The following is a 25457-nucleotide window of genomic DNA, read 5'->3' as shown; positions in this document are numbered from 1 at the left end:
TTATCTAAATGCTTGGTATTTTAAAGGTATTGCTCTTTGTGAACTTGGGAAAATTGAGATAAAAGATAAAGTGAAACTTACAAAATACAATGAAGCCATTGATGCTTTCGATAAAGCTATAGAAATTAAGAATGATTCTTCAAAGGCTTGGTACGATAAAGGTCTTACTCTTCGTGAACTTGGAAAAATTGAGAAAGAAGATGAAGTGAAACTTACAAAATACAATGAAACCATTGATGCTTTCGACAAAGCTACGGAAATTAACCCTAATTACCAAGATGCTTGGTATTTTAAAGGTATTGCTCTTCGTGAACTTGGCGAAATTGAGCAAGAAAACGAAGTGAAACTTACAAAATACAACAAAGCCATTGAAGCTTTCGATAAAGCTATAGAAATAAAGAATGATTCTTCAAAGGCTTGGTATGATAAAGGTCTTACTCTTCGTGAACTTGGGAAAATTGAGAAAGAAGATGAAGTGAAACTTACAAAATACAATGAAGCCATTGATGCTTTCTCCAAAGCTATAGGATTTAAAAATGATTATTCAGATTCCTGGCATTTTAAAGGTATTGCTCTTCGTGAACTTGGCGAAATTGAGCAAGAAAACGAAGTGAAACTTACAAAATACAATGAAGCCATTGAAGCTTTTGACAAAGCTATAGGAATTAAGAATGATTCTCCAGAGGCTTGGTACGATAAAGGTCTTACTCTTCGTGAACTTGGGCAGATTGAGAAAGAAGATGAAGTGAAACTTACAAAATACAATGAAGCCATTGATGCTTTCGACAAAGCTACGAAAATTAACCCTAATTACCAAGATGCTTGGTATTTAAAAGGTATTGCTCTTCGTGAACTTGCTGATAATGAAAAAGAATACAAAGTAAAGTTTGAAAAATACGATGAAGCAATCAAGGCCCTTGATAACGCTGTAGATTTTGGATTAGATCACATTTATGTATGGTATGACAAAGGTCTTGTATGTTTTTACAAAGGTCTTGCTCTTCGTGATGCTGGGAAGTACGATGAGGTAATTAAGAATTTTGATGATGCCATTGATTATTTAGATAAAGTTGTAAATTCTCTTAATAAGGAAAAACAACTATTATTTTATTATAGTACGTTAGATTTAAAGGGTTATATTCTTACCCAATACGGAAAATATCCAAAATACAAGGAAGCTATTAATTTATATAACAAGCTCTTTAAAGATAATTTTTTCAAGGGGTGTGAGATTGAAAATCATGCGTGGAACAACATTGGACTTGCCTACACGTGTATTGGGAATTATGATGAAGCAATAGAGTATTTTAAAAAGTCTGTTAACAAGTCTGAAAACGATTCCTATGCATTGTGCAATGAAGGTATCGCCTATGAAAAAGCTGGTCATTTTGAGGATGCTATAAATGCATATCTTACTTCTAAAGAGAAATCTGAAAAAGAGAAATCTGAATCTCAAAATTCGTTAATAAATGCATACTATTACACTGGTCTTGCTTGCTATAATCGGGGATTGAATACTAAGTTGGCGGATATAAGCTACCTTGAAAATTTACCCAAGCTTTTAAGTGAAAGTGAATTAATGTCAATTAATAAAGATAGAGATATTAAAATACTGAAAAATTTCTATTTGAGCAAATCGTTAGAATATTTTGAAAAAGTTCTCGAAATAGAACCATATCATGTAAATGCATGGGTTCATGAAGCAAGAACTCTTTATGAATTAAAGCGTCATAAAGAAGCTATAGATTGCCTTAATGAAGCCACAAAAATTAACGCTAATAATGGTTTGTTGTATACAGTTCTTTCAAATATTTATTTAGACTTGGGCAACCTTGATGATGCTTATACAAGCATAAATGCGGCGCTTGAAATAGGGTATGAAAACTCTGCTGTTTGGAAACTTAAAGGATTAATTCATATTGAAAGAAAAGAATATGGCGATGCTATTGATTATTTTAATAAGGCGATTTTATTTAATGCAAAAATGGATTGTTCGATAGATCCACTGTTTCTCCTATGGAAAGCCTACGCCAAATACCTTAAAATAGAGTTTTATTTTACATCAAAAGATAATATAAAATATATGGAATGTATTCATTCTATTATAAAAGATTTAGAAAGAGCTTTCTTGAACGAAAAAGGTTGCATTGGAGAATGTTCTCTATATTTCATTGGTTGTTTTTATTATAAAATCAATGATCTCTTTTCAGCAAAAGAAAAACTAAAACAATGCGTAGAATTATGTGAAACCTCAGAAGATCAGAATAAAACTTTAACTCCTGAATTGCTCAAAGTTCATACATCAGCATGTGAATTACTAGAAAATATCTGGACCTATCAGATTAAACCCCCATGGTGGAAATGGTGGTTGGATTATCCGGTACATTCAAGAAATAAAAAATATACATTTTATGGTCTTTTTTCCATCATTTTATTGATGTTATTTGCACCATTAATAGGTAGTCTTTATTTAATTATAGGCCCTGTACTTCCAGTATCAAATAATATTTATTCGGTGTTGTCGGCGGGGGCCTCTAATGTATCTATAAACTGGACTCTGTATCTCCTTGCTGTTCTATTTCTGATATTTGTTTTGTTATTTCCTTGTATAGAACGCATCAAAGGAAAAGACTTCGAAATAAAAATGAATTCACCTCAAGAATTAAAATTCGAATTATATCCTGTCACGCCTCCAAAAAAAGAACCTTCTCCACCAGCTATGGAGGGTGCGTTGAAGGTATTTGATAAATCTACTTAATAAATGTACAGAAACTTTGGATTGCATAAAAATTTTTAAAACTTTTAATGAGGGGGACTATATGACAACTGAAGATTTCATTAACTTAAATTTTAAGGGCCTCGAACGTTTACGTGACGAAAAGCCCGAAGAAGCGATGGAATGTTTTGACAGGGCCCTTGAACTTAATCAAAAATATGCTCCTGCTTGGAACAATAAGGGAATTGCCCTTGAAAGGCTTGGGAGGTATGAGGAAGCCAGGGAGGCTTTCGAGGAGGCTTTTGAGATAAATCCGCTTTATGAAGAAGCTCTGTATAATGAAGGGAATGTGCTCCGAAGGCTTGGTAGGCCTGAAGAGGCCCTTGAGGTTTTTGAAAAAGCCATTTCTCTCAACCCGGGGTATGCCCAGAACCTGTACGGGAAAGGACTTGCGTTGCTAGAACTCGGGGCGTATGCGGCTTCGGTTGAGGCTTTTGACGGGGTGCTTGAGCTTAACCCGGAGTTCCTGGGAGCTTCTTATCACAAAGGTCGGGTCTTCTACAGGCAGGGGAAGTATGAAGGGGCAGCGCAGGCTTTCGAGAAAGAGCTTGAGCTAAGTCGGGGAAACGACGGCAAGGTTCTTTGCTGCAGAGGATTTGCTCTCTATAAGCTGGAAATTTACGAAAAGGCCCGGGAAGCCTTTGAAAGGACACTTGACATAATGCCGGAGGCATCTTCCGCACACTACGGGCTCGGGCTTGTGTTAAGCAGGCTTGGAAAGTTTGAGGATGCCAGGGAGGCTTTTGCAAAAGCAGGAGAATGCAACCCGGAAAAGTATTCCGAAGGTGGGTGCTGTAAAGAGGGTAACGGGTTTTGCAAGCAAGGGAAATATGAAGACGCGTTGAAAGTTTTCAAAAGGGCTACGAATATAAATCCCGACTCTGCAAAGGCGTGGGGGCACAGGGGTTTTGTCCACTATCGCCTGAAGCAGTACGAGTCTTCAATCCAGGCTTTTGACCGGGGCCTGGAGCTTGACGAGGATGCTGAGATCTGGAACAACAAAGGGCTCTCCTTGCTGGAACTTGGGAAGTATGATGAAGCTCTCGAGGCTTTTGATAGAGCCACAGCAATTAATCCGAGGTATAACTTTGCCTGGAACAACAAAGGGCTTGCTCATGAAAAAATCGAAGCTTATGCCGAAGCTATCCAGGCTTTTGATAAAGCCCTTGAAATCAATCCGGATGATGCCTATGCCTGGAACTGCAAAGGTTGTGTTCTTTCCAAAGTCGATGAACATGAAAAGGCTGCCGAGGCTTTTGAAAATGCAGTCCGTATAAATCCCACGTATACCGATGTCAGGAATAACATCAACAGGTTCGAGAAAATGGATTGATTCCGGGAATCCAGGGTTCCGACCTGAGTCGAAAAATTCCAATTTTCTGGAGTTCAGGAAAAGCCGCCTGCTTCGCAGCCGGTGAGAGCGTTGGTAACTGAAAAGCAGATCGAAAACGGTTTTCAGGGCTGCTGAACGATTGGATTACTGTTGTTTTTCGTCCCAAATCTGTTGCTGTCCATTAAAGCCAATCCGGAAAGCTGGCAAAAAGTTATTTCCCTTAAAGGACAAAATTAAACCGGGAAGAGTTGGGGCTTCTCTAAGTTTAATTTTTAAGGGATTTACGGCAGGGCTTTTTCGGATGGGGCAGGAAACTAAGTCGATGGGGTTGTGGGCTTCCGCTTCGATCGGGGTGGGAGCAATGGTGGGGGCTGGGATTTTCTCGATTTTCGGCATGGCTGCCGCGATTTCGGGAAATGCCGTGTACGTTTCGTTTGTCATTGCGGGGCTGGTTGCGCTTTTAAGCACGTATTCCTATGCAAAACTGGGGGCGAAGTACCCTTCGGCAGGAGGGCCGGTCGAGTTCCTGGTAAGGGGGTTCGGGGACGGGGTCCTTAGCGGGGGGTTGAATGTTTTGCTCTGGGTCGGGTACATATTCGGGCTCGCCCTCTATGCTAAGGGGTTTTCTTCTTATGCGGTTACCTTTTTGCCTGCAGGCTCAGGCCAGGGCTGGGATGCGGTTTTTGCCACTGGAATCGTCCTGCTTTTTACGGGGGTGAACTTTATAGGGGCAAAGGCTGTGGGCAAATCCGAGCTTTTTATTGTTTCCATAAAGGTTGGAATACTCATCCTCTTCGGGCTTGCCGGGCTGTTCTACATCACCCCCGGAAACCTTGCCCTTTCGAATTTTCCGGCCCCTTCAAATATCCTCTACGGGGCGGGCATGGTTTTTCTCGCGTATCAGGGCTTCGGTTTGATTACCAATGCGGCCGAAGATATGGTAAATCCCGAAAAAACTCTCCCCCGGGCCCTGTATCTGAGCGTGGTCCTGGTCATATTTATCTACGTGCTTGTGAGCCTGGCCGTAGTTGGAAACCTCTCTATTCCCGAGATCGAGCAGAGCAAAGACTATGCTCTCGCAGCAGCCGCAAAACCTTTCCTGGGGGCTGCGGGCTTCAAGATCATGGCATTGGCGGCTTTGTTCTCAACAGCGTCGGCGATCAATGCTTCGCTTTACGGAGGGGCAAACACATGTTATATCATTGCAAAGGAAGGGGAACTGCCCGAATTCTTCGAAAGGAAGGTCTGGAAAAGAAGCACCGAAGGCCTGTTTATCACATCGGGCCTTGTAATCTTCTGCGCGAATTTCCTGAACCTGGAACGCATTGGCATGCTGGCAAGCGCGTCCCTGCTTTTAATATATGTAGCCGTGAATATCGCCCACCTGCGCCTGTACGGGGAAACCCACGCCAAACCCCTTTTGATATGGGCTTCCTTGCTCAGCAGTGCGGGTTTTTTTGCTGTCCTGGTATACTATGAACTGGGACATTCTCCCGGGACCCTTGTTTTACTCGCAGGCGTTATTGCAGGCTGCTTTTTGGTGGAATGGACCTACAGGAAGCTTTCAAAGCGGACACTGAAACAGAGAGAAATTATGTGCTATGTAGAGGTAATCGAAGTCGTGGATAAATAGTTGGAAAGGAATAGCTGGGGAGAGAAAGTCGCTGCAAAGAGAATGGCAAAACACCTGGAGCTTAAGAAGTTCATCCGGGAAAGACCCTTGAAATGCTTATCATCCTTGCTTCTTTTGCACTACTGTAAACCTTATAGTGAATTCTGTCTCATCGTCTCGTTTCAGTCCAAGTTCACCGTCTAACTGGTCTACAAGGATAGTTACCAGTTGTATGCCAAGACCGTCAGGATTTTCCAGATCAAAACTTTCAGGCACACCTACACCATTATCTGATACTGTCAGAATATAACTGCTGCCCTTTAAGCCCTCATTATTGTTTCCTGCTCTATTGTCTTTGCTTTCCGGGGATTCTTCTCTACAAAGTTTGATTTGAATTTTACCATTATCTCTGTTGGCAAATGCATGTTTGAGAGAGTTTGAAACAAGTTCGTTGATGATTATACCTAATGGGACTGCAGTATCCATGTCAAGGAAAATGTTTTCTTCCAGATTCAGATTTAAGCTGGCACTAGCATTTCCAAGCCTGTATGTCTGGAAAAGATTCTTAGTGAGTTCCTCAACATACGACGAAAAGTTCAGTGTGTCGAGCTCTCCACCCTTGTACAATTCCTCATGGATAAGAGCCATGGACATCACTCTGTCCTGACTTTCCCCGAAGGCTTCACGAACCTCTGAATCCTTAATACATCCTCTGTTGTTGAATATTTCAGCCTGTAGATCCAGAAGGGAGGAGACTACCTGCAGGTTATTCTTGATCCGATGGTGAATTTCTTTTTTACGGGCAGCTTCGATATTCGCAAGGAACTTTTCTGTCTCTTTTCTTTCGGTCACATCATAAATAGTACCCTGGTAGAATTCCGGCTTTCCATCCCCTCCCTGAATTTTCTGGTAGATTTCATCAACCCATCTGATTCCTCCGTCCCTGTGCTTTATACGAACTTCGAATTTTTCGTAATCAGTGGATTGAGAACTTCGGATCTTTTCCCTTTCTTTGATCAAGAGAGGCAGGTCCTCCGGATGGATTATGTCATCCCACTTAATCCGGGAAATAAAATCCTCTTCACTATACCCGGTGATCTCTTCAATAGCACCATGTATAAATACAGGAACAAAATTTTCATCTGCCTGGAAAGCGATCCCATGGAAATTATGTATGAAAAAGCGGTATTTCCTCTCACTTTCTTGAAGATTTTTACTGGAAAGTTTCCTCTCTGAAATATCTTTCAGTACTCCTATAGCCCCGTAAGGCTGACCCTCATGATCCGTGAGCCAGACTCCGTGGTTTTCTATATAAATACAGGTTCCATCTTTTCTTCTCAACCTTAATTCTTCCTTAAATCTGCCTCCGGCCTTTCTCACTCTCTGAAGTTTTTCGTCCCCACGATTCATATCTGTGAGATGGATATTTTTAATCCAGACTTCCTTGCCAAGCTTCTGGATTTCTTCAAAACTATACCCTGTAACTTCTTCTATGGCACCTGCCCAGCTGCTCTGATCTGTTCTTAAATCATACTCATATACCACCTGTCCTGTCTGCTCTGTGGCAATCCTGTATCTTTCCTCGTTTTTCCGAAGTTTTTCTTCTGCTATTTTACTTTTGGTTATATCTCTAGCAATAACCGAGATATCAGTCAGCTTTCCGGATGCATCAAAAACCGGAGAAAGAGTTAGTGAGACATTTATTATCCTACCATCCTTTCTTAACCGTAAAGTCTCATAATTGTGGATTTTATCTCCCTGTTTAATCAGTTCAGCCAATTCTTCTGCTTCTTCAACTAATATGGATGGCTCCAGAATGGATATGGGCTTTCTCAGAACTTCTCCAGCTGAATAACCATAAATTTGCTCTGCACCTTTATTCCAGCTAGTAATGATGCCATCAAGGGATTTGCTTATAATGGCATCTTTTGAATATTCCACAATATTCGCCAGATTCTGAATTTTCTCTTCTGCCTTCTTGCGCCTGGAACTTTCTATCTGTTCCCACTTTCCATCCCTTTTGACCAAAGCAAATTGATGGTTGATGACCACATCTATTATCCCGGCTGCGTTGCACCTGTCGAGAGGATAGGTACAGAGAGCAATCATCTGGTAATTGCCAATTACATCGTCTACCTGTCCCTCATAATCAGCAAAATCATTCCAATCCTCATTTTCCAGCCGGAAAGAATTTCCCAACCTCAGACCGTCACAGCCATTAGTCAGGGCCTGGTTGAGTTTTTCAACCCAGCCATTTAAGACTCTCTCCGAATCGAAATTACCCTCTTTTAAATACCATTGTGTGTAGGGAATGAATTCTATTTGCCCATTCTCCAGATAAGTATCAAAATCAGAAATTGCCCTTTTCAGGGCTTCTTTTGCCTCTTCCGCTTCAGAGGGTTGTGATACGATCCACATACAAAATTCGTTATTTTCCAGCCCTGCCTTGAAATATGGGACCAGTATGTCCATCAAATCTTCTTTTGTCTGGAAAAATTGGCAGAAATGGGTTCCCCAGGACACATCTCCAATAATATCAATGCCAGACTTTCTCAGGCTTTCTATCATTTCACACCTTCTCCTACTTGAGGATGTAAAGGCAAAAATTTCTTTGCCCCATGGTATGTGGTCCCTGCCTCTCTCCACATTTCAGAATTTAGGCTCTTCGCGGTTTTGGGTCATGGGAGTCAGTTACCGAAAACCGTAAGTCTAAGAATCTCTCTAATTTTTTCCAAAAGCGGGGGGAATGTGCTTGTTTTTCAGATTTGATCAACGACTCACCCCCCGACCCTATTTTGTATATTATATTTCGCGCAACAAAAATCAACACTTCATAAACTGAACAAGGTGCATAGTTTGTGTTTAAAAGCATACTTAATCGTAAGTTTACTCTTATTTAACATATAACAGTTCATTCATAAGATATTAATGAACCGATCCCAAAACTCAAAATTTGTTTCTTATTCAAAGACAGCGAATCCAGATTTTCCGGCACCTGAGTTGTTTTTATTCGGGCTATCTCCTCTACCCTCTTGCGAAGGTCAGCCTCCTGTCCGAACAGATACCTTTTTTATTCCTGGTCTTCCTTCTTCGTATTTTCTGGTTTGATTTCCCTCTCCGTAGTTGCAATGGCATATACCTCCCCGGCTTCATTCACCAATGAGGTGGCGGTCAGCCACACCTCCATTATTCGGCCGTCTTTGGTAAGCCGCTGGGTGCGGTAAGGTTCCAGAAACTCAGCCCTGCTAAGCTTCTTCAATGTGGCCAACTCTCCTTCTTTCCGGTTCGCCGGGATCAGGCTGCTAATGTTCATCGTCAGTGCCTCGGCTTCGCTCCAGCCGTAAATCTTCTCAGCCTTCGGATTCCAGGTCAGGATGTGGCCTTCCATATCCTGCAACGTTATAGCATCGCCCGCGTCGTGCACTACCGCGGCCAGACGTCGCATGGCCTCGGATTCCTTCAGAATCTCCCTTGCCCGCTTCATCTCGGTAATATCAGTAAAGGTAATCACCGCTCCCTTGATAACGTTTTCAAGGGTGCGATAGGGCCGGATGCGCAGCAGGTACCACAAGCCATCCTGAGTCTGGACTTCAATATCTTTGGGTATAAGGCTATCCAGCACCTCCTTTATATCTTCTACCAGACGGGCATAGCCCAACAGGTTTGAGACAATGTGCCCAACCGGCCGTCCCACATCGGTCGGGATCAGATTGATTACCTGTGTAACGGCAGGAGTGAAGCGCAGGATGCGCAGTTGATGGTCTACAAAGATAGTACCTATTCCCGTGCCACCCAAAAGGTTGTTCATGTCGTTAATTGCCTGCGACAGATCAGTCACCTTGTTCTGCAGTTCGGTATTGACAGTAGCCAATTCCTCGTTTACGGACTGCAGTTCCTCCTTAGAGGTCTCCAGCTCTTCGTTGGTGGATTGCAGTTCCTCGTTAATTGACTGCATCTCTTCGTTGGAAGATTTGAGTTCTTCATTGGAGGTCTCAAGTTCTTCATTGGAAGCTTTGAGATGTTCTTCCTTAACCTGCAGTTCCCGCTTCAGCTCTAAGATGCGCGCGTCATTTTCCATTGCGCTCTCAAAGGCTCCTTCACCGGCACCTATGGCGGTGGCTTTCCCGGTTTTGTTCTGCTCCCCCTTCGGCGGTTCCTCAAAGGTAACCAGGAACAGGCTTGGCCCGGAGGCGGCGTCAGGGCCTGCTGCCACAGGTCGTAACGCCAGATTGACTGTAGTGAAGTCACCGTTGGTTTTGACCCGCAGCCCGGGGTGGAATACCGGCTCTTTATTGACCGCGGCTCTGTACAGGTCCGTGGCCAACTCCTGCCGCAATCCCTCGCGAGCCATCTTCAGGATATTCAGGCCAGCCTCACCCGGAGCCGGTTCCAGGTACATGCCGGTACGGCCGTGAAGATAGAGGATGTCGCCTCGCTGGTTGACGAGCGCACCGACCGGGGCGTAATGTTGCAGCATCGTCTGTTCGGTCAGCTCGCGCAGCTGAGGTTTGCTTTCGATAGGAGCCTTGCCGTGCGGTCTTTTTGTCTCCCTGCTTTCCGGTCTTGATGGGATAAATGTCCCTATGGGGGGGCGTCCACTGCTAACATCCTTTTTGTGATAGAGCTTCGACTTGCGGTCCAGCGTGCCAAAAAGGTTCTCGAAATCACCCACGGTCTCGGAGGGGCCAAGGAAGAGAAATCCGCCCGGGTTCAATGCGTAGTGGAAGAGGGGGATGAGCTTCTTCTGCAGTTCCCTGTCCATATAGATCAGCAAGTTGCGACAACTGAGCAGGTCAAGTTTGGAGAAAGGAGGGTCCTTGATAATATCCTGCTCGGAGAAGACTACCATGTCACGGATACTTTTTCGGATGCGGTAGCTGCCACTTGAATCCTGGGTAAAGAAGCGCTCCAGCCTTTCCGGTGAGATGTCGATGGAGATGCTGGCGGGATAGACGCCGCTGCGGGCTTCTCCGATGGCCCTGCTGTCAATATCGGTTGCAAAGATTTGTACCTTGAATATTTGCTTCAACATTTCCATCTGCTCCTGGAGCAGGATGCCGATAGAATAAGCTTCCTCACCTGTGGAGCAACCGGGCACCCAGACCCGTATCGCTGAGTCCGGGTGCTTGTCGGAAAAGAGATGCGGGATGACTTTCTCCTGGAGTGCCTCGAACGCCGTTGGATTGCGGAAGAAACTGGTGACGCCGATTAAAAGGTCGTGGAAGAGTGCCTTCACTTCGGCAGGTTTTTGCTCTAAATAACGCACATACTCATCCACACTCTTGATATTCTGGATGGCCATACGCCGTTCGATGCGGCGGCTGATGGTGTTCTGCTTGTAATGGGAAAAGTCGTGTTCGGTCTGGGTGCGCAGCAGGGTGAATATCTTTTTCATCGCGTCTTCGGCCTTGAAAACCGCGTGGGGTCTTTTTCCAAAGGCCTGGGTGACATAGGCAATGAGCTGGGCTGGCATCTCGGCAGGCTCCAGGATGTAATCTACCAGGCCTGTGGCAATGGCGCTTCGGGGCATGCCGTCGTACTCGCTGGATTCGGGGGTTTGCACCATCAACATGCCGCCCTCGGCCTTGATTGCCCGCACTCCCAGTGTGCCGTCGCTGCCGGTACCCGAGAGTACGATGCCAATGGCCAGCTCTTGCTTGCCCTGAGCCAGGGACCGGAAGAATAAATCAATCGGAAGACGATGGCCGCGCGGTTTGGCCGGTTCCAGCAACTGCAGTGTGCCATCCTGAAAAATCATGTCGTGGTTAGGCGGGATGACGTAGACACAGTCAGGCTGGACAACCACCCCGTCCCTGACCTCGTAAACCGGCATCCTTGTATAGCGCCCTATCAGGTCGGTGAGGATGCTCTTGTGGTTAGGGTCCAGGTGCTGCACCAGGATAAACGCCATGCCGGGATTGGTGTCGTCGGGAATAGCTGAAAAGAAATTTCCGAACGCAGCCAGCCCACCAGCCGATGCGCCGATGCCCACGATGGGAAAGTCCTCTTTTGGGGATTTATTTGAGTCTGCATCCGGAGCAGGGGGTTCACTAATGGAAGTTTCTTCTGTAGTATGCAGCTTTTCCTCTTTGCCTGTGACTTCCTTTTTTTTGATCATATTATCGCATCCTTTCATGCCTGAACCTGAATCGGTGTAATGCCTTCCGTATACGTACTCGGGGATGGATCGCCGCCAGGTTTATATGCACGATTTAGGATAAGTTTGAACTCATAACAATAGATGAAATCCTTTGAATTTTTCAAAAAGGACTAATAGATGATATCTCTAGCAGATAATTTAGGTGCTCCTTTATTAAGAAGTTGATGTTTTGAGAGGTCTGAGAACTTTGGTTTTGTTCCTCTTTTCCCCCTCAAGAATAGTCGGAATTTTGAAACCAGCTCATTATATAATATCAACTCAATTTATAGGAGCACCAATATATCAAACTGGAATTTAAGAAATCATAATCCTTATGGAGGGGGAGTTAAATGAGAGCTCATTATAAAATATTTATGATATCTCAGAATAAAATATTTAAGATGACAATTGATTTAGTCACCATTATCATCCTTTATATACTGCTACTGGCACTACTTGTGGGGGTGATAAATATCCTCCTGGATATAAAATCAATTCTATTCGGGACTCTTGGGGGCGGTTTTGGTCAGATAGTATCCAGTGTCCTTACAATTTTTATTCTTATTGACCTTTTCAAGACTTTTGTTGATTATCGTGAACATGAAGAAATTAGAATTACATATGTAACCGATGCTACGATTTTAATAGTCATGCGCGAAATTGCGGCAGGGGTATATGCCCAAAGATTTGATTATCAATTTATTTTAGGCCTATCAATATTGCTGTTTACATTGGGTATAATAAGGGCTCTAGATGTCAAATATACACCCAATTAATTATTTCTCCCCCATTATTTGTAGTGGTAAATGATGTATCGGCTCTGTAGAAATTCTATTACTAATTTACTTTTTAATATATATAACATAAAGTAATATTGTATCTTGTCGTACAAAATCACTCATTAAAAATGAATGAAAATAACGGGACTTTTTTGCAAAATAAACTTTATTACCAAATATTATTGGAAAATAAGGAATTTTATGGGAAATGGCAAAACCTAAGTTCTCTGAAGAAAGTACAAGCTTATTCTCAGGCTCTCTGTTGAACGTTTAAAATATGGCTATCAACATTAGAGATATTTTAAACGCGTCTTAAAACGGTTGATATCTATACCATTTGGAAGTTTTGGAAATATCCGGTCATTCATCGTAATCAGGTACTTCAAAAAGGGCAGGGTATTTCTCTTTTAGTGGTATGAAGAGTTCTTCGTCTAATTTTGTATCATAAAGTGTTTTCACTTTAGAAAGCTGGTCAAGTGATAAATGGTAAGCCCTTTTAAGGTTAGCTCCTTTAAGGTTAGTCCCCTCAAGGTTAGCCGCTAAAAGGATGGTTCCTTTAAGGTTAGCTCCATTAAGGTTAGCCATAAAAAGGTCAGCCCCATCAAGGTTAGCCCCATCAAGGTTAGCTCCTTTAAGGTCAACTCCTTTAAGGTCAGCTCCTTCAAGGTTAGCTCCTTCAAGACTAGCTCCTTTAAGGTCAGCCCCTTCAAGGTTAGCCCCTTCAAGATTAGCTCCTTTAAGGTCAACTCCTTTAAGGTCAGCTCCTTCAAGGTTAGCTCCTTTGAGGTTAGCTCCTTTAAGGTCAGCTCCTTTAAGGTTAGCTTTTTCAAGCTTAGCCCCCTCAAGGCTAGCCTTTTCAAGCTTAGCCCACTCAAGGTTAGCTCCCTCAAGCTTAGCCCACTCAAGGTGAGCCTTTTCAAGGTTAGCCCTTTCAAGGTTGGCCTTTTCAAGGTTAGCCTTTTCAATCTTAGCCCACTCAAGGTTAGCTTCTTTAAGGTTAGCCCCTCTAAGGTTAGCTCCCTCAAGCTTAGCCCACTCAAGGTGAGCCTTTTCAAGGTTAGCCCTTTCAAGGTTGGCCTTTTCAAGGTTAGCCTTTTCAATCTTAGCCCACTCAAGGTTAGCTCCTTTAAGGTTAGCCCCCTCAAGATTAGCCTCTTCAAGGTTAGCCCTTTCAAGGTTAGCCCTTTCAAGGTTAGCCTCTATAAGGTCAGCTCCTCTAAGGTTAGCTCCTTTAAGGTTACCCGCTTTAAGGTTAGCTTCTTTAAGGTCAGACATACCTTAACCTCTTTCATTTACCACAAAATTTTTGTTTACCTTTTATCGATTGTGAACTAAAATAAACATTACTATGTTAGAAAGATATCTTCTGCTCTTCAGGATTTAGCTTTTGAAATTATTCTATTTACAGTCTCGGTCTATCAGGCCTGTCATGGTCATGAAGGTCTTTAAGGTCTTGCATCTATGATCCGGAAGGCCTTTTGGTGCCCTGGCAGCTCTTTGATCTATCAGGGATATCATGATCCTTAAGAACATGGGAGGCCTGTATAAAAAACGTTATCATTCTCAATTATTGTTCTGGTCCTGATCCTACGGAATATGACAGCAACCTTTTAAGGCAAAAGGTTGCCCTGTCAGGCCTTATGTCCTGGTTCGAACTTAATTTCCCACATACTATTATGCATTACCAAATAGGCGCTTCGCTGTTTTAAGTGGGTAACTTAAGTTCATTTCCTAAATATTGAACTAACATTTATAAGATTTAGGGACATTTGCTGTTGAAAATCACATCCATGCTTGATGTTTCTATTTTTGGTCTGGATACTTTCTAACTAAACAATTATTTCCAATACACACAAAGTAGCGAAGAGCCACCAAATATAAATTCTAGCAGATATTATTAAGTGCCAGTGGGGAATAGTAGAAATGCTGTTGTTAAACATAGCCAGAATCAGTCCTGAGCACAGTCTTGAAGCTTTGAAACGCTGGGAAGAAATGGAATGTATGGAATGTCCGGAAGGGGCGAAGGTCATCAACCAGTGGATCGATTCCGGGGGGAGCCGGGTTTTTACCCTTTACGATGTCGAATCCATTGAAGCCTACATGGCTTACAATTTCCCGTTTATGGATTTATGTGAGGTTGAGGTTTTCCCCGTAATAGAGTCAGGGACACTGAAAAAACTGGCTGAGGAGCAATTGAAGGTTTTAGGTGGGCTTGCCTGATCCCGCAGTTAGAAAAGCGATTTCTTCAGTTTCCTTTTTCAGTTTCCTTTTTCAGTTTCCTTTTTCAGTTTCCTTTTTCAGTTTCCTTTTTCAGTTTCCTTTTTCAATCTCCCTCCTCATGTCACGGTCACCTTACTGAACCTCCACCTTGCAATAAGAAACATTATTGAGGCAAAAGTTAGCAGGGACAGGAAGGAAACAAGGATGTCGTTTGGGGTATACACATATTGAATCCCGATAGCTGAGAAGTTATTCCCTATGGCAAAATATCTGATCCCGCTGACCAGGTGGGTCAAAGGGTTGACCGTTGAGAGAACCCGAAGCAGCGGGGGAAAGGAGTCCACCGGGTAAAGTGCATTGCTGGTGAAAAAGAAGGGCATGGTGAGGAGGGTTATCACTGCCTGCATCCCTTCCGGGCTTTCCATGCTGATGGCAATGGCTCCGGAAAGAAAGAGAAAACCCAGAGAAAAAACCCCGACAAAGAGCATGATCCCGAGTACCGAGACAAGGGTCCGGGATAGGGTATACCCGTCAAAAAACCGGACCCCGATCAAAAGCCCGAAGAGCATGATGACCGTAGCCTGGATGAAGGACTTCGTCATCCCGGAAAGCCCGATGCCTATTATGATGTGGATCCTTGGAAGCGGGCTTGAGAGGGTTTCTCGCATAAGCCCCCAGTTCTTGTCAAAGAGCAGCACCGTTCCTCCGAAAAGGCTTGTAAAAAGTGTGGTCATGGCAATAACCCCTGCCCCTATGAAGGTAAGGTAGCCGACCGTCGGGACGCCGGGGATTGTTGGGAGGGTAGCAGTCAACCTGTCAAAGTTATTGGACATCGCAACCCCGAAAAAAGCCAGCCAGAGAGCCGGCTGCACAAGGGAGGTGAAGAGGAGGGTCCTGAACCTGACAAACCTTAACATATCCCGCCAGTAGATGGTAAGAAAGCCCGTGTTCACAGCCTGCAGCCTCCCCCGCCCTCAGCTATCACTATAAGCCCTGTTCTCAATTCTTTTTCCATTTTCATAATACCTCAGCCGGAACCCCCTGAGTCTTTGTCTCAGGGGTAGTTGACTTTCAGCGCTTCCCTGCCCTTATGATCGCCGAGGACATCTTTTCTGCCCCCTCATCCCTTAATTCCCTGCCTGTATAATGGACAAAAACGTCATCCATTGATGGCTTTTTCAGGTTTACGGTTGTAATCGCTATTCCCTTTCCGGTAAGCATTTCCATGAGCTTCGGGAGCAGGTGGGTCCCGTCCCCGCTGAGCATGAGCACCAGGCCCTTTGGTTTTTCGGTGATTTCCCTTACACTGCCAAGCTCCATCAGGAGTTCTGCAGCCGCCCGGTTATCGCTGCTTTCCAGATAAATAAGGTCCTGACCAAGTTTGTTTTTCAGTTCCCAGGACCTGCCTGTGATTATGATTTTCCCGTGGTCGATAATGCTTATCCTGTTGCTGAGCTGGTCGGCTTCGTCCATGTAGTGGGTGGTAAGGAAAATGGTGGTCCCCTCCCGGTTAATCTCCCTCACGTATTCCCAGATCCTGATCCTGGTCTGGGGGTCGAGGCCGATTGTCGGCTCGTCCATGAAAAGCACTTTCGGGCGTGTCATAAGCCCCCGGGCAATTTCGAGCCTTCTTTTCATCCCCCCGCTCAGGTACTTTGTCCGGGTGTCCCCTTTTCCCTCAAGCTGGACAAGCCGGAGCAGTTCTTCGGTCCGCCTCCTCCGTTCTTCCTTTGGCATGGAATAGAGCCTGCCGTGGTATTCCAGGGTCTCCCGCACGGTCATGTCCCGGTCCAGAGTCAGTTCCTGAAAGACAATGCCGATGGATTCCCGGACCTTTTCTGGCTCTTTTGCCACGTCATATCCGGCAACTTTCGCAGTCCCTTTCTGGAGCTTCAGGAGGGTGGTCAGGATGTTGATAACCGTGCTCTTTCCCGCCCCGTTCGGGCCAAGAAAAGAGAAGATCTCGCCTTTCCGGACGTTGAAACTGATCTTATCTACAGCTTTTACGTCTCCAAAAGAGTGTTCGAGATTTTCCACTTCGATTATATTGCTATCCAAAGCTCAGACCCCGATACCCAAAACTTCAATTTCAAACTTCAATGTTAGTCCCCAAAGTTCTTCCCACAGGAATATTAAGCATCCAGTGATAAATAGCTATTTTTACTATTTTCGTTTTGTCCGGTCATTATATATTTGCGGACTTATATATAACAAGCCATATAATCCAGACTGTTGTATCCTGACTGGATTCTTCAATAAGTTTGACTTCTGGAGAAATTATTGAAAGGGGGGAAGTATTATCATGAACAGCAATATCATGGACAATAATATCCGGAATGTACGATTTCCGTCTTTGCCCATTGAAGAGTGGGAAGACACAAAGGATACTCTGCACCTGTTTATGCAAATTGTGGGGAAAATCAGGCTTGGCTTATTTCCGAAAAAGAACCACTGGTGGCATGTGCCTTTCTATGTCTCAACGCGGGGGCTTACTACCGGACCCATTCCCTATAAGAATTTCATTTTCGAGATGGAGTTTGATTTCAGGGAACATGTGCTGAGGATTGATTCAAGCAGCGGGGATTCCAGGAACATTGAGCTTGAAGGGCTTTCAGTCGCCCGGTTTTATAAAGCCGTATTCTCTGGTCTCTCTGAATTTGGAATAGAGACCAGCATCCTGGCAGTCCCGTATGATGCCCCGGATGTCAGCACGGAACCTTTCGAAACGGATGAAAAGCATGCTGCATATGACAGAGAGTACGTAAAGAGGTACTGGCAAATCCTTTTGCAGGTCGATTCGATCTTCCAGGTATTCAGGGGGCAGTTCATAGGGAAATGTTCTCCGGCACATGTTTTCTGGCATCACGGGGACCTGGCTCTGACCCTGTTTTCGGGAAGACCTGCCAGGGTAAGGGAAGGGGCAGGTCCAGTTGAACGGGAAGCCTACTCCCATGAGGTGATCAGCTTCGGGTTCTGGGCAGGAGATAAAAATGTGAGGGAACCTGCTTTTTATGCCTATGCGGCCCCGCAGCCTGAAGGGCTTATGGAAGAACCGCTCCGCCCGAAAGAAGCTTTCTGGAACCCTGAAGCCGGGATGGCACTTCTCATGTACAACAGCATAAGGGAGGCGGAGTCTCCGGGGCAGAAGGTGCTGGACTTCCTGGAAAGCGTGTATCTTGCCGGGGCAAAAAGGGCAAATTGGGATATTGAAGCATTCAGGCTTCCTTCATACGAAAAACAGCCTGAGAAATCATCTGGTGCAATTCCGGCCCACTGAATAGGGAAAGCCGGTTTGCGGTTTTTCTTTTTTTCAAGATTTTATATGTCAGCAGTGTGCCTGCTAACTTCATTAAGGTGCTCAGTAAAATTAGTATCATGCCGTAAAAGTCAGTATGGAATCTTAACTTCAATGAAGTATTCATTAAAGTTATTGCAGTACCTATTAAAGTTATTACAGTACCTTTTAAAGTTATTACACTACCTTTTAAAATTATTACAGTACCTTTTAAAATTATTACAGTACCTTTTAAAGTTATTACAGTACCTTTTAAAGTTATTGCAGTACCTTTTAAAGTTATTGCAGTGCCTATTGAGGTTATTACAGTGCTTTTTAAAGTTATTGCAGTGCCTTTGTGCACTACTAAAATCTCTCCCGGTCTCTATTGCTTCTGCTCTGTTTTCCACTTTTTTTCATGCAAAAGCCACCCGTCTCAGGCGGGTGGTGAGAACCCGAAGTATGATTGCACGCGACTTAAGGTTACACAATTATAGTCTCGAACGTAAGTATTTACACTTGCTTTATAACCATGGAAGACACAGAAAGCACGGAAGGATTGTGCCTCTATCTCCTTTATTCCGTGTTTTCCGTGCTTTCTGTGGTTAAACTTTCACTTGAGATTGGTGAAAGAATTTGGGCACTTGACTATAAAAGTAAAGTGGAAAAAAAGATGGAATTGTGCCCTCAGGGGGGCAAATTCCTGATAGAGGGTACTTACAGAGAAAGGGTATTAACGGATTCTTTTCTCAAATCCCCTTGAAATAGTGCCCTGTCGTATACTCCACATTTCTTGCTGCCTTCAACATGGCTTCTTTTCCGGAAAGGGCTTTTTTGTATGCTTCCGTGATTTCCACAACCTCCCTGTCGCTGTTCAGGGACAGGTTCAGGCGGAACACGTCAGCCCCGTATTTTTTCAGTTTATCGACATATTTCAACATGTCAAGCACTTTTGAGTTGTAGATCAGGGTCCGGGTCCCTTCTCGCTTGACCGGATAATCGGAACCGTCCTGGCCGGAAAGGAGCACATCACTGTTTTTATTTACCAGCTTCCGGTCAACCAGGGGTTTCAGGAGGTCGTTTTCCGTAATCAGCATCAATTCCCGGCCATAGACTGCGATTTCGGTCTGGCCTGCCCCTTCGCAGGTCTCCAGCGCTTCGCAGACGTTCTTTACCTCGCTCAGGTTCAGTTCGCTTGAGAGGGTTGCCCTGTACGCTCCTGCCTGGTAGAAAGTGCTTGCGGTAAAGGCGTTGAAGGTGTTGAACTCCTTCTGGGCGACAAAAGGAATTCCCAGAGTTTTTGCAAGCTGCACCGTACCCAGGCTGGAACATGCGATGCTGAAGCCTGCGTCCCGGACTTTTTCGATTAGGGGGATAAGGGCTTCCAGTTCCCTGTCGTGGTTTACTATGGGGAGGATGAAGACGAGTTCCAAGCCTCCGGCTTTCAGGTCTTCCAGTTTTCCTTCGTTTTCGGAGCTTTTTAGCTCCTCGAAGGTGGAAATCGGGATATAGATAATATCTGCACCCGCTTCGGCTGCCCGGAGCAGGGAAGAAACTTTGCCTACTTCAACGCTCAGGAGAGGCTTTCCGGATTCCTTTACTGTAACATTTGCTGCAGCTTTTTCCGAGCCTCCACCGATTTTCGAACTTGCCTGTGTACTGCACAGAGCGGTGAAATCTGAAACATCGGGTTTTTTTTGCTCTTTTTTATTTGCTTTGAGGATTTTTTCAAGCAGGAGGTCTGAAGCCTGGCGCCTTGTGCCCTTCAGTACCCCGACCGGGATGAAGATGTTCTCGTCGGCTTCGATCTCGACGCCTACGGCTTCAAAGGGAGTGCCACCAAGGCTTTCCATTGCCCTCCTTACCTGTTCTTCCGTGGTGGGAGCTTTCTGGGCTTCCTGGACGACGTAATCACCGGTAAATTCGGCAGTTTTGCCATATTCGGTTTCGTTTCCGGCTTCAATTCCGGTTTCGTTTCCGGCCTCATTTGCTGTTTTAATTTCGACTGTAAACCTTTCCCCTTTCCTGGCTTTTGCTTTCAGGCTTACGGGGATAAGCTTCATTTCGGTTTTTTGCAGGGTATTAAGGAGTTCGTTGTCAGTTGTAATATACAATTCGTCCCTGATGCGCACTGCCCTGCCAGTTTTGGGACTGATTTCAAGGCCCACTTTTTCGCCTTTCTTTGCGCTCTTAACACGTTCCCCACGGAGAGTGATTATGCCGTTTATTGCCGAGCCTATCATCCGTTCCCTGGCAAAAAGGCTGATCCCGTCTTTTATGTGGATGTCTTCGTTCAGTTGAACAGTGAGTTTGGTAGCGCTTTTTGAACGGCCAATATCCACTACCCTGCCGAGGAAGGCTCCGTAGTTGGAGCTGTACTTCGGGTGGGAGACACCTTTTTCCCCGAGGATAAAGCCTTTTGTATAGCCCCTGTAGAAGAGTTTTGCAAGTTCGGATTCCTTTGCTTCAATTTCTTCCTTGCTTAAGTGTTCCCCGGTCCTGCAGATCTGTTCGACTGCGGCTTTGTAGGCTGCTGAACTGCCGGTCACGTACTCGGATTTTTTCATCCGACCTTCGATCTTGAGGCTTTCAACCCCGGTTTTAACTATCTCGTCCAGGCCGGGGAGGGTACAGAGTTCGGCACAGCTGATCGGGTAGCTGCCCCCTATATATTTTTCGTCAATGTCCCTGCCGTTTACAAGAAAGCTGTAGCGCCGGCGGCAGGGCTGGGCACAGGCTCCCCGGTTTGCACTCCGGTCATGGAGAAAGCTGCTGAAGAGGCACTTGCCGGAGTAGGAGTAACAAAGAGCCCCGTGCACGAAGACCTCGATCCCGACGTCCGAGTGGTCCACGATGTCCTTGAGTTCGGCGGTGCTAAGTTCCCTTGAGACTATGACCCTTTTTGTCCCGAGCCCTGAAGCAAAATCGACTCCCGCTTTGCTGTGGATCGTCATCTGGGTGCTGGCATGCAGGGCCAGGTCAGGGTAGATTTCTCTAAGAAGCCGGAGGAGCCCCAGGTCCTGCAGGATAACCGCGTCGATCCCGGCGGCATAAGCCCTGTCTATTATTTCCAGGGCTGCCTGCATTTCCTTTTGCTTGATTGGGATGTTCAGGGCTACGTAGACCTTGACCCCGTGGGAATGGGCAAGGTCAACGGCGGCTTCCAGGTCTTCGGGTGTGAAGTTCTTTGCCCCCTGGCGGGCATTGAATTCGCCTACCCCCAGGTAGACGGCATCAGCTTTTCCTTTTATAGCGGCGAGCAGGGCGTCGTAGTCGCCGGCAGGGGCAAGGATTTCCGGAGGAGTGCAGGTGAAATTTTTGTCAGACATGTCGGATCAGCGTTTGTTGTTTTCAGGCAGCTGAAAGTTTTGGCAAATTTGAAGAAAAAGGGCTTACGCAAATCATTTCAGAACCGGTTTAAAACGTAAAGGAGCTTCTCACATAAAAATGGATGGTATTATCAGGGGGCGTTTCCCGCCAGTTCCGAGGGTTCGCCCTTGCGCAGGAAGTCCAGGACAGCCTTCGAATATTCGGCTGGCAAAAACCGCTCACCTCAGTGCTTTGCTCCTTCGAATACAATATAATCTGCCTCTGGCAGCTTTTCTGCAATCTCAAGAGTGATTGAGGGAGGTGTGAATTCGTCGTCCGTCCCGACTAAAAGCAGGGTCTTGCTCCTTATTTCAGGCAGGTGTTCGTAAGTGCCGTTCCATTTCAGGTTTGCATCTGCCTGTTTCCGGACTGCCGGGTCCAGGTCGGAATTTACGGCACAGGACCGAAGCAGGTTTTCCAGGAGGAATGTTTCAGGGACGCTTACGCTGTAAGCTGCCGAGGAGAGGATAAGTTTATCCACTTTTTCCGGATGGTTGATTGCCATTTCCTGGGCAATTGAGGCACCCATAGACGTGCCTAAAACATGGGCTTGCGGAATTTCGAGGGCATCAAGCAGGCCTGCAGCATCCCCTGCCATCAGTTCCGTGGAATAAGGTTCCTCGTTGTCGGAAGAGTACCCTATCCCCCTGTTATCGTAGCTTATAACCCTGTAGTCCTGTGCCAGACACTCGACAAAAGTTGCATTCCACATGTCCATAGTCCCTCCGAACCCCATGATAAGCAGAAGGGGCTCTCCTGAACCGAACTCCCTGTACCCGAGCTCTACGCCGTTAACGGAGGCGTACTTTACAGGGGAGGAATTGAGGGAAAAATCGGTAGATTCCTTTTGGGCTCCTTCCGAATAAAACCCAGAACATCCTGAACTTGCAAGAACTGTGAGGACCAGCGAGAGAATGATGAAAGTCTTAAAATTCATGAACGTCTTAAGATTCATAAACGTCTTAAGATTCATAAACGTCTTAAGATTCATAAGAGTACAACAATCATGGATGATAGAATAAAGATTCCCTCAAGGTCTGGAAGCTATACGGCCATGTCAATTTTTATATATATTTACTGTTATCAGTTCCAATCTCCTTATTTTCCAGGCCTTTCAGGCTCAAAAAGCAGTAAATTATCCTTTCTTTCGACAGTTGGCTTTTTTGCCGGATTTCTCTACTTATGAACTAAAACAGGGCATTTACAGGAAAAAACGCACCAGTTTCTACAATATTCCGGGAAAAGTAAAACGAAATCGAAATATTAAAGTAAGTGAAAAAAGACTTTAATTATACAGGCAAATAATTTTCTGGAATTTGTTGAAATTAAACATCAAGTCCCGGACATGGCAGAAGAAAGATATATTTGATCCACGGAGCATACAGATGGCCAGCTGTACCTGAGGACATACTCTCTTCGCCTTGCCCTGAGATCCTTTCCGTTTTTGTCTGTTCCGTTTTTACCTTTCCGTTTTTGTCTGTTCCGTTTTTACCTTTCCGTTTTTACCTTTCCGTTTTTACCTTTCCGTCTTTTTGCCTGTATTTGGGGAAATCCTGTCTGGCAATTAGAACCAGTAATCCGTTTTTGGATTTCAACCTATAAATCCAAACTTTAGGCAATTTGTGTAAACATAACGATTTTATATTTACAATAAAGTTATAATATTGATTTGTATATATAGCTATCTATCACTTTTATATTATTATGTTCCGGAAGTTTCCAATTTACGCTAACGTGCAGCTTATCCAAGGGGGTGAACTTACTGATATTTTTTATTAATTTCTGTGATTTTTTTTTGAAATTTAGTATTTTATTCGCCAAAAATTCTTAATTTGATCCGAAGTTTCCTATTCAAGCCCGGATTCAGGGCAGATTTTTGAAAGCATTTTCCTTTCATAATTCCATATTTTTTGAAGCGAAAAGGCTCTAGAGTGGTGCAAAATAAATGATGAATTTTTTTACATGTAGATGTGTGCGTTCGGGACTGAAAGTCGGATTTGAGTGCACTTTCAAAATAAAAAGAAGTTCGTGGACTGAGGTGTCCACGAAGTATTCTATGAAGTATTTAGGAGGTATTTAAGATATCTTTACAGAGCATCCATTAAGTGTTCATGAAGTATTTCCAAAGCTTACGGTTTTCTTACTCGCCGTAGCAGGCTTTTAAGTGCTCTTCAGAAGGCGGTTTAGTTGCCAGGCTCACGACGACTGCCACGATCAGGGCAAGGGGTGTTGCGACGAGTATCGGGTCAACAACGGTACAGGTGCCGGAAAGCAGAGTCGTTTTTCCGAAAAGAGCCTGGCTTATCCCAAGGGGTGCGGCTTCTTTTGCATGCACGAAAGTGAGCCAGAAGAGGCTGCTGAAAGTCCCGACAAGGAGGCTTGCGATTGCTCCTTCTTTTGTCATGCGCTTCCAGAAAAGGGCGCCTGAATACATCGGGAGGAAGGCAGCGGCACAGAGCCCGAAGAATATTGCGGTTGCCCTTGCAATGATGCTTATGGGCAGGATGTAGGCAAGGATTACACTTATAAGGATGGTTATTGCAATTCCCAGTTTGGTTACGGTGACGGCCTTTCCATACTCACCTTTCTTTATGTACTCCCGGTAAAAATCGTGTCCTATTGCCGTTCCCATCGTATGGAACTGGGAACTCAACGTGGACATAGCGGCGGCAAGTAGTGTCAGCATGAAAAGCATCACAAAAACATCAGGCATTGAGCTGTTGATGTATTCCGGGATGATAAGGTCCGTATTTCCTTTTGCAACAGCAAGTGAGATTAAGCCTTGTGTTTTGTAGAAGTAGGCATTCGAAAGGGCTCCCACGGTAAATGCGACCCCCGTCATCATGAAGATGAATGGGCCACCGACAAGGATTGCCCTGTTCAGGGCCCTGTCGTCCTTAACCGTCATGAACCTGACTGCAAGCTGGGGCTGGGCGAGTACTCCCACTCCGACACCAAGGACAAGGGTCGAGACGAGAGTCCACCAGATAGGGGAGCCTAAGGCCGGCATTGCAGTCCAGCCAAGGTGCCCTCCTTTAGCCAGAGCTTCGGGGACCAGCGGAGCCATGTCGGTGAGCATCCGGTGCGCCTCCGCAACACCGCCAAGTTTCGAGTAGGTCAGGACCATAAGAATTCCCATTCCCACGAACATGAGGGTTCCCTGGAGGGCATCGGTGTACATGACCGCAATCAGCCCGCCCGTTATCACATAGGCGGCGATTATAATTGTAAAGATCAAAACAGCGACATCATAATTTATCCCGAGTGCGGTTTCAAGGAACCTGGCAGCCCCGATGAGTACGATCCCCGCGTAAAGGGGCATGAAGAGCCCGATAAGGATTCCGGAAAAACCCTGTATAAACCTTGACTGGAAACGTTTTCCCAGCAGTTCCGGGAAGGTGACGGCGTTGAGGTTGCGCCCGATGCGCCTTGTCCTTGACCCGAATAAAACGAATGCAACAAATATTCCCACAAATACGTTCATGAACGTGAGCCACAAAAGTCCCATCCCAAGGGCTCCTGCAGCTCCTCCGAACCCGACTATTGCAGAAGTACTGATGAAAGTCGCACCATATGACAGGGCAAGGATGTAAGAATGAATTTTCCGCCCTGCGATCATGTAGTCATCTATATCTTTCGTTTTTTTGTAGCCCAGCCATCCGAGATAGAAGATTACCATCAGATAGAGCAGGACTATTACTCCAAAAACCGGGGTGTTTACTGCCATTACTCCGCAGCCTCCTTTTCCGCACTTTCAATCCGTTTTGGGCACTCGGCAATTTCTTTTTCAATTTCTTCTTCCGCACCCACATTCCACTTCAGAGCACCGTATAGGATGCATCCGAATGCGCTCAAAAAGCAGAGAACATATGCAATCCAGATCTGGGGATCATAAATTCCTAGCATTTTTTATCTCCAGTCAAGTATCTAATGTTATTTGGGAAATTATGTTACA

The 25457-nt window shown here is 45.1% G+C and carries 16 protein-coding genes; 6 read left to right on the top strand and 10 right to left on the bottom strand.

The annotated features are described in order from the left end of the window. The first annotated feature begins 70 nt into the window (after positions 1 to 70). The 3 genes from MSMTP_RS09460 (at position 71) to MSMTP_RS09450 (ending at position 5742) form a co-directional block, all read left to right on the top strand. Positions 71 to 2758, top strand: a complete 2688-nt coding sequence (locus tag MSMTP_RS09460; protein WP_048178778.1) for a tetratricopeptide repeat protein — start codon at positions 71 to 73, stop codon at positions 2756 to 2758. 61 nt (positions 2759 to 2819) lie between these two features. Continuing rightward, the gene (locus MSMTP_RS09455; protein WP_048178777.1) at positions 2820 to 4109 is read left to right on the top strand and encodes a tetratricopeptide repeat protein; all 1290 of its coding nucleotides are present in this window, start codon (positions 2820 to 2822) and stop codon (positions 4107 to 4109) included. Positions 4110 to 4410: 301 nt separating this feature from the next. Next, positions 4411 to 5742 carry an APC family permease gene (locus tag MSMTP_RS09450; protein ID WP_048178776.1) on the top strand — a complete coding sequence of 444 codons (1332 nt, stop codon included), beginning with the start codon at positions 4411 to 4413 and terminating at the stop codon, positions 5740 to 5742. Between the two features lie 99 nt (positions 5743 to 5841). Here the strand turns inward: MSMTP_RS09450 and MSMTP_RS17975 are convergent, their stop codons facing one another. Continuing rightward, positions 5842 to 8289 carry a PAS domain S-box protein gene (locus MSMTP_RS17975; RefSeq protein WP_052718355.1) on the bottom strand — a complete coding sequence of 816 codons (2448 nt, stop codon included), beginning with the start codon at positions 8287 to 8289 and terminating at the stop codon, positions 5842 to 5844. Positions 8290 to 8791: 502 nt separating this feature from the next. Further along, positions 8792 to 11839, bottom strand: coding sequence for a chemotaxis protein CheB (locus MSMTP_RS09440; RefSeq protein ID WP_052718354.1), 3048 nt, complete (start codon positions 11837 to 11839; stop codon positions 8792 to 8794). A gap of 371 nt (positions 11840 to 12210) precedes the next feature. On the opposite strand from MSMTP_RS09440, the gene MSMTP_RS09435 reads away from it, so the two are divergent. After that, entirely contained in the window at positions 12211 to 12636 is a 426-nt protein-coding gene (locus tag MSMTP_RS09435) for a phosphate-starvation-inducible PsiE family protein (RefSeq protein ID WP_231582740.1), read from the top strand. Positions 12637 to 12999: 363 nt separating this feature from the next. Here MSMTP_RS09435 and MSMTP_RS09430 read toward each other — a convergent pair whose 3' ends face one another. Beyond that, a complete protein-coding gene (locus MSMTP_RS09430; RefSeq protein WP_052718353.1) occupies positions 13000 to 13914 on the bottom strand; it encodes a pentapeptide repeat-containing protein in 915 nt (304 codons plus the stop codon). A 648-nt stretch (positions 13915 to 14562) separates the two neighbouring features. Between MSMTP_RS09430 and MSMTP_RS09425 the strand changes: the two genes are divergently transcribed. Continuing rightward, complete coding sequence (locus tag MSMTP_RS09425; protein WP_048178775.1) at positions 14563 to 14859, top strand: DUF3303 domain-containing protein; 297 nt, start codon at positions 14563 to 14565, stop codon at positions 14857 to 14859. A gap of 116 nt (positions 14860 to 14975) precedes the next feature. Here MSMTP_RS09425 and MSMTP_RS09420 read toward each other — a convergent pair whose 3' ends face one another. Together MSMTP_RS09420 and MSMTP_RS09415 are read right to left on the bottom strand one after the other, a co-directional pair. Beyond that, positions 14976 to 15812, bottom strand: coding sequence for an ABC transporter permease (locus tag MSMTP_RS09420; protein WP_082090569.1), 837 nt, complete (start codon positions 15810 to 15812; stop codon positions 14976 to 14978). A 118-nt stretch (positions 15813 to 15930) separates the two neighbouring features. Beyond that, positions 15931 to 16917, bottom strand: a complete 987-nt coding sequence (locus MSMTP_RS09415) for an ATP-binding cassette domain-containing protein (RefSeq protein WP_048178774.1) — start codon at positions 16915 to 16917, stop codon at positions 15931 to 15933. Positions 16918 to 17161: 244 nt separating this feature from the next. Between MSMTP_RS09415 and MSMTP_RS09410 the strand changes: the two genes are divergently transcribed. Continuing rightward, positions 17162 to 18136, top strand: coding sequence for a DUF5996 family protein (locus MSMTP_RS09410; RefSeq protein WP_197076048.1), 975 nt, complete (start codon positions 17162 to 17164; stop codon positions 18134 to 18136). Here the strand turns inward: MSMTP_RS09410 and MSMTP_RS19240 are convergent. From MSMTP_RS19240 to MSMTP_RS09385, 5 genes are all read right to left on the bottom strand, one after another. Next, a complete protein-coding gene (locus MSMTP_RS19240) occupies positions 18075 to 18497 on the bottom strand; it encodes a hypothetical protein (RefSeq protein WP_156153773.1) in 423 nt (140 codons plus the stop codon). The genes MSMTP_RS09410 and MSMTP_RS19240 overlap by 62 nt on opposite strands. A gap of 385 nt (positions 18498 to 18882) precedes the next feature. Next, positions 18883 to 21462 (bottom strand): DUF3656 domain-containing protein, encoded by a 2580-nt coding sequence (locus tag MSMTP_RS09400; protein ID WP_048178772.1) that lies wholly within the window; start codon positions 21460 to 21462, stop codon positions 18883 to 18885. A 224-nt stretch (positions 21463 to 21686) separates the two neighbouring features. Then, positions 21687 to 22439: an alpha/beta fold hydrolase gene (locus MSMTP_RS09395; RefSeq protein ID WP_048183231.1), complete on the bottom strand. Its 753-nt coding sequence runs from the start codon at positions 22437 to 22439 to the stop codon at positions 21687 to 21689. 1203 nt (positions 22440 to 23642) lie between these two features. After that, entirely contained in the window at positions 23643 to 25229 is a 1587-nt protein-coding gene (locus tag MSMTP_RS09390; protein ID WP_048178771.1) for a sodium:solute symporter, read from the bottom strand. After that, the gene (locus MSMTP_RS09385) at positions 25229 to 25408 is read right to left on the bottom strand and encodes a symporter small accessory protein (protein ID WP_048178770.1); all 180 of its coding nucleotides are present in this window, start codon (positions 25406 to 25408) and stop codon (positions 25229 to 25231) included. The genes MSMTP_RS09390 and MSMTP_RS09385 overlap by 1 nt, the downstream gene beginning before the upstream one ends. Between the last annotated feature and the right edge of the window lie 49 nt (positions 25409 to 25457).

It is taken from the genome of Methanosarcina sp. MTP4, from assembly GCF_000970045.1.
Taxonomy (GTDB): domain Archaea; phylum Halobacteriota; class Methanosarcinia; order Methanosarcinales; family Methanosarcinaceae; genus MTP4.
The sequence above is the reverse complement of the archived record's forward strand: the minus strand, read 5'-3'. Positions and strand labels throughout refer to the sequence as shown.